Annotated in this window: 8 protein-coding genes; 5 read left to right on the forward strand and 3 right to left on the reverse strand. The window is 57.4% G+C overall.

Annotated elements, in window-relative coordinates; all coding sequences use genetic code 11:
- Positions 1–195: 195 nt before the first annotated feature.
- A complete protein-coding gene (locus tag RV1423_RS13445; RefSeq protein WP_081768815.1) occupies positions 196–2,970 on the reverse strand; it encodes a 7TM diverse intracellular signaling domain-containing protein in 2,775 nt (924 codons plus the stop codon).
- Between the two features lie 169 nt (positions 2,971–3,139).
- Positions 3,140–3,832, reverse strand: a complete 693-nt coding sequence (locus RV1423_RS13450) for a response regulator transcription factor (protein WP_081768816.1) — start codon at positions 3,830–3,832, stop codon at positions 3,140–3,142.
- Positions 3,833–4,081: 249 nt separating this feature from the next.
- Here RV1423_RS13450 and RV1423_RS13455 point away from each other — a divergent pair, with 249 nt between their 5' ends.
- Entirely contained in the window at positions 4,082–4,771 is a 690-nt protein-coding gene (locus RV1423_RS13455) for a response regulator transcription factor (protein ID WP_034297353.1), read from the forward strand.
- Here RV1423_RS13455 and RV1423_RS13460 read toward each other — a convergent pair.
- The gene (locus tag RV1423_RS13460; protein ID WP_051516672.1) at positions 4,742–5,944 is read right to left on the reverse strand and encodes a porin; all 1,203 of its coding nucleotides are present in this window, start codon (positions 5,942–5,944) and stop codon (positions 4,742–4,744) included. The two genes, RV1423_RS13455 and RV1423_RS13460, sit on opposite strands and share 30 nt — an antisense overlap.
- A 366-nt stretch (positions 5,945–6,310) precedes the next feature.
- Here RV1423_RS13460 and purT point away from each other — a divergent pair, with 366 nt between their 5' ends.
- From purT to RV1423_RS13480, 4 genes are all read left to right on the forward strand, one after another.
- Positions 6,311–7,522, forward strand: a complete 1,212-nt coding sequence (purT, locus tag RV1423_RS13465) for a formate-dependent phosphoribosylglycinamide formyltransferase (protein ID WP_034297356.1) — start codon at positions 6,311–6,313, stop codon at positions 7,520–7,522.
- 145 nt (positions 7,523–7,667) lie between these two features.
- Positions 7,668–9,269, forward strand: a complete 1,602-nt coding sequence (nadB, locus tag RV1423_RS13470; RefSeq protein WP_034297358.1) for an L-aspartate oxidase — start codon at positions 7,668–7,670, stop codon at positions 9,267–9,269.
- A gap of 88 nt (positions 9,270–9,357) precedes the next feature.
- Positions 9,358–9,636 (forward strand): putative quinol monooxygenase, encoded by a 279-nt coding sequence (locus RV1423_RS13475; protein WP_034297360.1) that lies wholly within the window; start codon positions 9,358–9,360, stop codon positions 9,634–9,636.
- A 128-nt stretch (positions 9,637–9,764) separates the two neighbouring features.
- Positions 9,765–12,023: a patatin-like phospholipase family protein gene (locus RV1423_RS13480; RefSeq protein WP_197034938.1), complete on the forward strand. Its 2,259-nt coding sequence runs from the start codon at positions 9,765–9,767 to the stop codon at positions 12,021–12,023.
- The last annotated feature ends 359 nt before the right edge of the window (positions 12,024–12,382 follow it).

Genomic DNA, 12,382 nt, shown 5'->3' on the forward strand with positions numbered 1-12,382 from the left:
GCCAGATTAACGATAGGCCCCTGCTCTCTCACCTGCTAATAAAAAGGATAGGGATCGGCATAAAATTCTGGAGAAGTCAGGTCGGTGATTTGCATAATCTCTTTGCTTTTTGCTAGTTGTAAAAAATAATAAATAGAATCTGAAACAATCGCCTCTCGTCATCGACGATCAGCATCAAGGTCTAGTCTGAATTGATCACACATTCTTCATGCTGGCGAGCAAAGCATGCAATGCCCTGCGGGTGGAATGGAAGGTAGTGACCATCGCCGCGTATTGCCGTTGCGCGGCCAGGCGGCCGTCGCATGCGGCAAATTTGCGGAACTCTTCGGAAAGCGCCGTGGCGCCGATGGTGGAGCAAGATCCGCGCATGTGATGGATGAGTTTTTCCAGATCGGCCAACATCGCTCCGATTTCGCCGGAAGCCGCCAATCGCGATTCGATGTCAATCAGGGTTTCGCCGATGGTTTTGTTGAATGTTGCACACATGCGGACCAGGGCTTCATGCCTCGCACCGCAACGGCGCAGCATTTTCAAGGGACCGCCATCGACCATTTCCGCCCCTTCCCGAGACGAATATCCATCGTCGGGCCCTGCTCCCAGCAATTTGCGCAAGACCTGTGCCGTCGTCGGTTTGGTCACAATGTCGTCGCATATCTCCCGGGCTGTGTGGAGTACTTCGGGTGTGACGTCGGCGGTGACCAGCACCATGCGTGTCGTTGCAGCACGGCCCGAGGTACGACAATCGACGATTGCGCCCAGGCCGTTGCCGCCGGGCAGTCGATGGTCAATCAACGCAACGTCATATGCCGGCTCGGATTGCTGCAAGGCTTTGGTGAGTTCAGCATAGGTCGCGACATGCGTGACGTCATGCCGCAACTGCCGCACAATCAGCAGGATCGCCTCTGCCGTGATGGGGTCGTCTTCCGCCACCAGCACATTCAGACGGGTCGCGGACAACATCGGCGACTGCCCATCGGCGAGTTCTGCTTTTCGGTACCTTGGTACGTTAAAGCAGACGCGGAACAAGAACTCGCTGCCGGCATCCAGCGTCGATCTGGTCAATGTCAGATTGCCGCCCATGTTCAATGCAAGCTGTCGCGAAACCGCCAGGCCCAGGCCTGTTCCGGTACGGCCTTCCTGTCCGCCGCTGGTCACAAAAGCGCCAAACACTTGTTCATGCATGGGAAGCGGAATACCCATACCGGTGTCGGTCACATGAATGAGGCAGTGGAGTTTGTCCGTTGCGGCCACGTCGATCATTGTTGCGATCAACAAGACCGTGCCGCGTTCTGTGAATTTGAACGCGTTGGATAGCAGGCTGATGATCACGCGCCGCAATGAGGTCAGGTCGCCGCGTACCGTGGTACGAAGGCGTGGGTCGATGTCGAGGTCGAATTGCGCTGTCGAACCGTGTCGCAACGGGCCCAACATGCTGGCGGTGGCGCGGATTTCGTCGCCCAGGTCAAAATCCTGGATCAGGCCGCATTGCACTGTTCCCTGGCCGTCGTCCAGCAGTAAAAGATTTTCAACCAACTGGGACATGTGGCCGGCGATGCTGGAGACGCTTGAGATCACCCTGGTGTTGATCCTGACCGGATCCGACGCGGAGTCGAGCAGAAGGCATAGTGCGTTGACCGGCGTACGCAGCTCCCGACTGACATTGGAGAGCATCATGCGACGCGATTCCAGCGAGGCTTTCAGCAGTTCTGTGCGTTCCGTCACGCGCTGTTCAAGTTGATTTCGCTCATTTTCAAGGGCGATCTCTTTTTCCTTGTCGAGCAGCCTGATGTGGTAGCCGAGGGCCAGCGAGAACAAGGCGCTTTCCCACAAGGCGCCGACGTAAACACCATTTGACGCAATCGGTGTAGCCGGAATCAGTCCTTGTATGCAGAAAATGTAAAGTATGGTGAGTATTCCGAACACCAGCCATCCAGCGCAATAAAACCACGCCGGGGCATAACCCTGGTAGCAGCAATACAGACCCGCGCCAAGCAGAACGGGAAAGACGGCGAGGACCACGTAGCCCGTCAGGTGAAAGCTCAGGCCTGCCGGGAGAAATAATGTACTGGCGGCACTGACCAGCAATATCCATTGGAAATATTTTAAGTAATCGTTCACCCATGGCAAGGTGGATTGCAGATTCAGGAAACGCTGGGTGAATAACAATGCGCCATGTGATGCACCATAGGTGCAAAGCGGCAGGAAACCGATCCAGAATTGGGGAATATCAAAAAATAAGGCCAGTACTCCTGTTGCATCGAGAAAAATACCGATGAAGCAACCAAGGTAATAGACGTAATACAGGTAGGCGCGATCGCGAACCGAGATGTAGAGCACCAAATTGTAGAACAACATGATGACCAGTCCGCCGAAGAACAGGCCGAGCCAGAAATCCATTCTGTAGGTGTTTTCCAGGACTCCTTTGATCGTCGACCACGAAAAATTCAGATCGATGGTATTGCCGCGCGGATCGATCCTCATGTAATAAGTTGTCAATCCCGATCTTGAAACAGGAACCTTGAAGATATAGTCCCTGGTTCTGAAGTTCCGGCTTTCCAGAGGCAACTGGTCATCGACGTGAAACGACGAAAAACCATTGGCTGTCGGGTAGTACAAAGTGACGCCGCCACGGTGAAACTCTTTGGTGAGAAACCAATAAGGATCGGTATATCGGCTCAGATCCGCAGTAAACCGGACCCAATAAACAGCCTTGGTATAACCGAGGTTGGTGGATCCGTTGACGGGATGAAAGGCCTGGCTTCTGGCAGGCATCTCATCGATCGTGTATGTGCCGTTCGGATCTTCCAGATATTGCAGATAGGAAGATAAGGTTTGCGTCATCTTCCCTGTCGGCATGAATACCGCCATATGTGTTCCTCCGAACGAGGAGCCGGTGTAAACCAGAAGCACGAGAAGTCCAATTGCATGGATCGCATGGATCGCTTTGAGAATAAATTTCTTGGGATGCATCAGTAGATTTGTGAACAGATAAATATGCTGACGATTTTTATATCGCCAAACCGGAAAGTAGTCATGTTGGGCATGAATGTTTGATCTTCATCCGAAAATTTTTAACGGTCGTCCGAGCGCAGTACCAGCTCGCAATACCGGCGTCGTCGGTAAACACATACGCGCTCCTTTATTCCACATCGATCACTCCATGCCGTCGCGCCACCTGAAAGAATGTCGATCTCGGAGCGTCTATTTTTTTGGCGATCTGCGACAACAGGTTTTGTATCCGCTTCTCGGATACGCTCAGTCTTCTGGCCAATGCATCCACCGTTTCTCCTTTCGCATAGCCGATAAAAATCTCTTTTTCCTGCGCCGACAGCGTTGCCAGCGGCGACCGGCGATCTTCAATATGAAAATTGGCAAGGGCTGCCGCCACGGACGGCGGAAGATATCTTTCATCATGGCGTGCGCAATCCACCGCCTTGACGATCTCCTCCGGATCAGCGCTTTTCGGTACGAATGCGATCGCGCCGGCGTCGTAGCACAGCGCGATGGTGCCGGGCGCTTCGCGCATGCTGTAGACGACGATCCGGCAGCCCGGGGATGCCGCGCGCAACATGGTCATCAATTCCGGAAACGGTAGTTGATCGATTCCCAGGTCCATGACTACGACTGCACCGGGATACTGCTTGACCAGCGCCAGCAAGTCGGGGACGGCGCCGCAGCCGCCGACGACTCTCTTGTTCCGTTCTTCGAGGATGCGGGTCACGCCGGCACGTATGGCGGCATGGTCGTCGCAAATGATGACCGCTTGGCTATGCACTTCTGTCGCACCTGTTTTTTGTCGTGAGGCAGGCGCAGTTGTCGGGATATTTTTCATCGCTGGATCAATTGATTCGTCACCATCGGAAGCTGCGTATTTTGTCGTGATCAAAAATAAATGGAAAAGCTCGAAAAATTGCGTTGTTCTGAAGACGCTGGGTGGTTGTCACGGGAAAATTTCCCGATATCATGGGACCGCACAATTCGAAGTTAAAAGTGTAATTGGCAACCAGGACTGCTACTCATCCGACATCGCAGTCATGCCTGAAAAATGAAAAATAATTCAGACAACCAAACATATTTTTAAATGACTACCGAAAATAAACGCATACTGATCGTCGAAGACCATCCCATCGTCTCTCACGTGATGACTTCGATGTTGCTGGATATCGACAAGGATCTGGAAATCACGATCAAATCCTGTGCCAACACTGCCTTGGCGGCGTTGCAGAAAGACGGACAGGAAAAGCCCTGGTTCCGCATTTTTCTGGACCTGGACATACCGGGTTCGCAAGGTCTGTCCCTCTTGCAGCGCTGCGCTGAATTGAAAGTCGCGCAACACTGCGTGATCGTGAGCGGAACCTGTTCGACGCAACGCAGCGAAGAGGTGAAAGAAATCGGGGCATTGGGGTTTATCAAAAAAAATTCGCTGATTCAGGATTTCAAGAACAGCCTGGTTTCGACGCTCAAGGGAGAGGCCACTTATCAGGACAGCTCTTCGCCGCTGCTTTGTGCCGCGTTGCTGACGCCAAGGCAACAGGAAATGCTCTGCCTTCTTCAGCGCGGATTCTCGTCGAAAAAAATCGCAGCCCAATTGGGAATCAGTCCTGGCACCGTGGACAATCATGTCGCCGCCCTGGTGCGCAGGTTTGGCGCTTCGGGGAGAATGCATGCGGTTGCCATGGCGATTGAGCTGGGCCTTCTGGATGGTCGGCAACGCACGCATGGACCGCAAGGCGATGAGGACCTACCAACGATGGCGGACGCCAAACTGTAAGGCGCTTGCATTCTGTCCGCTCCTGCTGGTGAAGCCTCCCGCATAACCGGCGCCGCCCACAGCATATTGGGCGTTGTCCCGATTGCGAGCGTGGGCAAGTATCGTGTATATGTCGGTACGTTTGGACAAGTCATGCAGGTAGCCCAGCCCGTAGAGCCAGACCTTGCTATGCGACGCGTGGTCGTCGGTGTGGGACATGGCCGTCACTATCCTGCCGCGCCCCTGGCGGTATTGCATGCCGATGGTGATGCTATGCGCGTCGAGCTTGGCGTTGTTGCCGACGATATTGGCGTAGGTTGCGCCAATCACGGATGTCAACAATGGCACGATGGCCGAATGGTCGTTGCGCATGCGTGCGTATCCGGCCAATAATTTCGCCTTGCCGATCATGTATGAGCCGCCGGCGACGATGCTGGTGAGCGATGCGCGCCCGTGCTGATCCTGTTCCTGCTGATAGCTGATGCCTGCATTCCACGTACTGTTTTTGAAACGCAGGTTGCCGCCGTAAAAACGCCGGGAATGATTGAGCGAACCGGTGCGATCGAAGGCCGCCATCAGCGATGCGCCGACGCCATGCGATTTGACGCGATACTGCAATGCATTGCTGGCGCGGATCGCCACGCCGGAAGTGATGAATCCTCCGGCGCCTTGCAAGATCTGCCCCCAGCCGGCAGCGGTCCCCGTTTCGAAGGTGTCGGCCATTGCGACAACTTCATAGGCGGGTGTGTATTGTCTTCCCGCCAGAATCGCGCCGGCGGGAGCGATGAGGCCGATTGCCGACGTCCGGTCGAATAGCGCGGCGTCGGGATTGACGACGGTGCGAGGCGTCAGTTGCGAACCGAGAGTGCGGCTTAGCGCAACGGGAAGACCGCGCGTCAGATTGACGCCGATGTTGTGTGCGATATAGCCGTTCGATATGCCGCCGGTATCCAGTTCTACCCGGCTTTCCAGATTGATCATGGCTTTATAGCCGTTGCCCAGTTCTTCCATTGCTTTTATTCCAAGCCTGGATCCGTCGGCTTGCCCGCTGGCGAGGCTGGATTGCGTGCCGTTGCCAAAGCGGGAAATTTGTATGCCGGCGTCAGCGATGCCGTAGATCGTAATGCTGGATTGCGCCAGAACGCCTGTGAACGGGAGCACGAGAACTCCCATGCCGATGATGAGGCGATGCATGTGATTGACTTTTTATAAAGATTAAAAAACGGAATTGCGGAAATTGGCTTGACGATTGGCTAGCCGATGAGAGTCATGTCGAATGTCATGTTCAAGAAAACATCTTGCGACCTGACAGACGAGGAAGAAGATTGAAACAGAAATGTGAGGCCTTCAATCGCACCAAGCGCATTAATCTGTTATTTTTCCGTTTTTTTCTGGGAAAATATTATTGAAATATCAATGCCTGTCGATAACAACTTCAAGAATGCCAATATCCCGGCATCGTGGTTCATGCCGTTACGGCATTGAAAGTATGACTGTCCAAAACCGCCAGGATTTGGTATCGTCGCGCGATTCGTCGACTTTCAATTCGCATTTATTTCCATGAAAACTCCAGTCCGCCTCGGCACCCCACTTTCCCCTTCGGCCACCAAAGTCATGCTGCTGGGCTCCGGCGAGCTTGGTAAAGAAGTGATCATTGCCCTGCAGCGCCTGGGCGTGGAAGTGATTGCCGTGGACCGCTATGCCGATGCGCCCGGCCATCAGGTCGCGCATCGCGCCCATGTGATCAACATGACCGACGGCGTGGCATTGGCTGCATTAATTGCCAAGGAACAACCCGATCTGGTGGTGCCTGAAATCGAAGCCATCGCCACCGAAACCCTGGTCGAACTGGAAAAAGCCGGCAAGGCGCGCGTCATCCCGACCGCTCGCGCCGCCTGGCTGACCATGAACCGCGAAGGCATCCGTCGCCTGGCCGGCGAAACCCTGGGTCTGGCGACCTCGCCTTACCGTTTCGCCGACAGCCTGGAAGAACTGAAAGCGGCTACCGAACAAATCGGTTTTCCTTGTGTGATCAAACCGGTCATGTCGTCTTCCGGCAAGGGCCAGTCGAAGATCGACAGCGTCGCCGAAGTCGAGGCCGCCTGGAAGTATGCCGCAGCCGGCGGTCGCGTCGATTCCGGTCGCGTGATCGTTGAGGGCTTTATCGATTTCGACTACGAAATCACACTGCTGACGGTGCGCTCGCTCAATGAAAACGGCGACACCATCACCAGCTTCTGCGAGCCGATCGGCCACGTCCAGGTCAAGGGCGATTACGTCGAATCGTGGCAGCCGCATCCGATGCATCCTGCCGCGCTGAACAAGGCGCGCGACATCGCGCGCAAGGTCACCGAAAATCTCGGCGGCCTCGGCTTGTTCGGCGTGGAATTGTTCGTCAAGGGTGAAATGGTGTGGTTCTCCGAAGTCAGCCCGCGTCCGCACGACACTGGCATGGTCACCATGGTCAGCCAGGTGCAGAGCGAATTCGAATTGCACGCCAAGGCTATCCTCGGCCTGCCGGTCAACGTCGCGCTGCGCACACCGGGCGCCTCGGCCGTGATCTACGGCCAGCACGACGCCAAGGCGATCGCGTTTGAAGGCGTGGCCGATGCGCTGCGTATCCCCGGTGCCGACATCCGCCTGTTCGGCAAGCCCGAATCCTTCGAACGCCGCCGCATGGGTGTGGCGCTGGCCGCGGCGGACAACGTCGGCGACGCGCGCATCCGCGCCAAGCAGGCCGCCGCCAAGGTCAAGCCGGTCAAGACTGCGTAACAGCGTTTCTTACCTTCGCTGCATCGCTGCGCCGCCTCTCGGCGATGCAATGATGCAGCATCATCGCCGTTCCGCCGGCGTCAAACGGTGTTGTGCGATTGCCGGATATAATTGCGCATTCCATTCAACATCTTCGTCAGCTCTCATGAAATTCGATGTCGCCATCATCGGCAGCGGACTTGCCGGTTTGTCGGTCGCCTTGCATCTTGCCGAAAAGAAAAATGTCGTCGTGATCTCCAAGGGCGAACTGCTCGACGGCGCCAGCAACTGGGCACAAGGGGGCATCGCCGCCGTGCTGGATTCCGGCGACAGCCATGAGCAGCACATCGGCGACACGCTGGTTGCGGGCGCCGGCTTGTGCGACGAATCCTCTACCCGCTTTATCGTCGAGCACGGCCGCGAGGCAATCGAATGGCTGATCGAACAGGGCGTGCCGTTTACCCGCGACGACAGCGCCGAACTCGGCTATCACCTGACGCGTGAAGGCGGCCATAGCCAGCGTCGCATCATCCACGCCGCCGATGCCACCGGCCACGCCGTGCAGGTCACGCTGGAACAACGGGTGCGCGCCCATCCCAACATCACCTTGCTGGAACATCACTGCGCCATCGACGTGATCACCACCAAAAAACTGGACCCGAACAGCAAAGGCACGCCGCGCTGCGTCGGCGTCTATGTCCAGGATGTCAAGCAAGGCAAGGTCGTCACCATCGCCGCCGATCACACCGTGCTGGCCACCGGCGGCGCCGGCAAGGTCTACCTGTACACCTCGAACCCGGACTCCGCCACCGGCGACGGCATCGCCATGGCGTCGCGCGCCGGCTGCCGGGTCGCCAACATGGAGTTCATCCAGTTCCATCCGACCTGCCTGTATCACCCTTACGCCAAGTCTTTCCTGATCAGCGAAGCGCTGCGCGGCGAAGGCGCGCTGCTGAAGCTGCCGGCCGCCGCCGGCGCGGCGGCGGGAACCCGCTTCATGCCCGAACACGACGAGCGCGCCGAACTGGCGCCGCGTGATATCGTCGCGCGCAGCATCGACTTTGAAATGAAAAAGCGCGGCCTCGACCACGTCGATCTCGACATCAGCCACCAGCCGCCGGAATTCATCAAGGAACATTTTCCGACCATCCAGGCGCGCTGCCTGGAGTTCGGCATCGACATCACCAGACAACCGATCCCGGTGGTACCGGCCGCGCATTACACCTGCGGCGGCGTGGTGACCGATATGGCCGGCCGGACCGACCTTCCCGGCCTGTATGCGGTCGGCGAGACCGCCTACACCGGCCTGCACGGCGCCAACCGGCTGGCCAGCAATTCTCTGCTGGAATGCCTGGTGCTGGGCCGCGCCGCTGCACAATACATCGAACGGCAAGCACCGACGCCGCAACGCGCGTTGCCGGCCTGGGACGAGAGCCGCGTGACCAATGCCGACGAAGAAGTCGTGATCTCGCACAACTGGGACGAGCTGCGCCGCTTCATGTGGAATTACGTCAGCATCGTGCGCACCAACAAGCGTCTGGAACGCGCCCAGCACCGTATCCGCCTGCTGCGCGAAGAAATCGACGAGTACTACGCCAACTTCCGCATCACGCGCGATTTGCTGGAACTGCGCAACCTGGTCGAAGTAGCCTCGCTGATCGTCAACAGCGCGCTGGCGCGCAAGGAAAGCCGCGGTCTGCATTACAGCCTGGACTATCCGGACACGCTGGCGAAGGCTTTGCCGACGGTGTTGTCGCCACAAAAATAAAAGCGAGGGACGCGGCTTCGGAGTAATAATAGACGCAACAACAGCAACGACAACGCCATTCAACCCAGGCTTGCTGAAGGAGGAAACGATGAGCATCACGCGTATCAATACATTCCGGGCGCTCGACGATCATGTCGACGATTTGAAGAAATTCCTGATGTCGCTGCTGCCGACGATCCGCGCCTCGACCGGTTGCCAGTCCTGCCAGTTGCTGCAGGACCAGACCATCCCGGCGCGCATGGTGATCATCGAAATCTGGGACAGCATCGAAGCGCATCATGAATCGTTGCTGCACGTCTCGCAGGAAAGCATCGATCAGGTGAAGAGCATACTGGCTGCGCCTCCGGTAGGCGGCTACTACCAGTAGTAGCGGGAGATCTGTTGTACGGCGATCCGGCGCCTACCGCGTCCCGCATTGCCTGTTCTGCACGGGCCGATTTACACTTGTCGTATCGCCATCTTCATCTGCCCTCATCCGTGATACGTCATTGCCGTTTGCATCTTTTCTCCTGCCTGCTTCTTGGCGTCGCGCTGACCGCATGCTTCACGCCGTCCATCGCCGCCGATACCGGACCGGCCAGTGCTGCGGCAAGCAAAACGCGGCCGCGCGTGGGTCTGGTCCTGTCGGGCGGCGGCGCACGCGGCTACGCGCACCTGGGCGTGCTGCAATACCTGGAAAAATTGCATGTGCCGGTAGACTATATTGCTGCCACCAGCATGGGTGCACTGGTCGGCGGCCTGTACGCCAGCGGCATTTCGGCGGAAGAACTGGAGCAGCGCCTGTCGCAGACCAATCTCAGCGATATTGCTTTCGACCGCAATGAGCGCTCCAGGCTGCCGCAAGCGCAGCGCGAAGACGATTTCCAGTATCCGATTTCCATCGCGGCCGGCTACGACGACGGCAAGCTGAAGCTCGCGCCCGGCCTGGTACAGGGCAACAACCTGCTGGCGTTGCTGCAAAACTGGACGGCGCAATTGCCTGCGGATATCTCGTTCGAGCGCTTGCCGATTCCTTTCCGCGCCGTCGCCACCGACCTGGGCAAAGGCACGGAGGTCATTCTCGACAAAGGTTCCCTGCCGCGCGCCATGCGCGCCAGCATGGCCGTGCCGGGACTGTTTGCGCCTTATGCGATCGATGGCCGCACCCTGGTCGACGGCGGCCTGGTCAGCAATCTGCCGGTCCAGGAAGCGCGCGACATGGGCGCCGACGTGATCATCGCCGTCAACATCGCGACGCCGCTGCAGGATCCCGCCAACCTGCAATCGCCGACCGCCGTCGCCCAGCAGATGGTCGGCATCCTGATCCAGCAGAACGTCAAGACGCAGAAAGCATTGCTGGGCAAGAACGATATCCTGATCGAACCGGAATTGAGCGGCGTGTCCTTCACCGACTTCGCGCGCGGCAGGGACGGCGTCAATGCCGGCTGGAACGCGGCCCAGGCGCAAAGCGCGCGGCTGACCGAACTGTCGCTGCCGCCCGCCGAATGGCAGAGTTATCTGGCGGCGCGCCGTACCGACCTCGCGCTGGCAAAAGACACGCGCATCGACGCCATCGACATCAAGACAACAGGGCGCATCCCCACCGCCTATGTGCGCAGCAGGCTGGACGTGAAGGAAGGCGACATCTATGACGGCAACCGGATCAACCAGGAGTTGTCGCGGCTCTCGACCAACGGCGACTTCAATGCGCTGACCCAGGAATTGATCAGGAAGGACGGCCGCAACGTGCTGGTGATCGATGCCGAGGAAAAATCCTGGGGGCCGCAATACCTATTGTTCGGGCTCGGCCTGTCCAACAACTTCAACGGGCGCGGCGGCGTCAACTTGCAGATCGGCCATCGCTATCCGTGGATCAACCAGAGCGGCCTGGAATGGCGCAACGACCTGGTGTTGGGCAACAAGCAGGCCAACTTGCACAGCGAACTGCGGCAGCCGATTCTCGGCACCTCGGGCATCTACCTGTCTCCTTATCTCGACATCAATCGCCGCTACGTCGACATCTATGCCGACGGCAGCGACGCCAAGGATTCTCCTGTCACGCAGTACCGCATCGATACCGATTCTGCGGGCCTCGATATCGGCATGCCGCTGGCCCGGTTGGGCGAAGTGCGACTCGGCGTCAGCTACCAGTACAACAAATACACGCCGACCTACAACCTGACCGACCCAAGCTTCGGCTCCCTGTACAACACGACGCAAAGCAGGCAGCCGGTAGCCCGCGCACGACTGACGATAGACCAGCTCGACGATCCGCTGTTTCCGCGCAAGGGGTATTACATCTTCGGTGAAGCGCATCGCGGTTTCGGTAGCCGCGACGACCGTTACAGCGATGTCCAGTTGCGAACGCTCTGGGCCTTCAGCCACGACCGCAACACGGTGAATGTCGCGCTGGAGGCTGCCAACAGCCTGTCTTCCAACCGTTCAGGTACGGGATTTTCTCTAGGAGGATTCCAGCGCTTGTCGGCGTATGCGGCAGACCAGTTCTTCGGCAATTACCTGCTGTACAGTCGGTTGACCTATTTACGCGATCTCAACGAATTCACGATCCCTGGTTTGCGCAATCCTGTGCTGGGCACCAGCCTGGAAGCAGGCAACGTCTGGCAGACGCGCGAGGCCTTCGGCGACGGTCCTTACAAGAAGAGCATCAGCCTGTTCCTCGGCGGCAGCAGCCCGGTCGGACCGCTCTACTTCGGCGCGGCATTGGGCGAACAGGGCGTGTGGAATCTGTATCTGCAACTGGGGCGGGTATTCTGAATGACGTCAAAAGAACATATCGGCGGCGTTCTGCAAAGTCATGCCAAGTCCTCATTGATCGTGCTTTGGTCGCAATATTCCCCAGCGAGAAATCCTGATAGAGTTCTGCTTCAACCGGCGTCCGATGTTCGCAATCGCCAGACGCTGACATCCTGAGGAAGAGGCCAATGTGATATGCAGTTTGGAGAGTTTTCCCCTGAGGTTGGAGCTGGTGCTTGTCATCTGTTCTTGCATTCCAATGCTCGTGGAAAGCTAGATATCGTTGCGCATTTACAGTCAGAATTCTTTGAGTTTGGCGGGAAGACTGTTGCAAATGAAAGCAAGTCCATTTGCGCGTTAATCCGGCACAACTGGATGAC

The organism is Herbaspirillum sp. RV1423 (assembly GCF_000577615.1).
Taxonomy (GTDB): Bacteria; Pseudomonadota; Gammaproteobacteria; order Burkholderiales; family Burkholderiaceae_D; genus Herbaspirillum.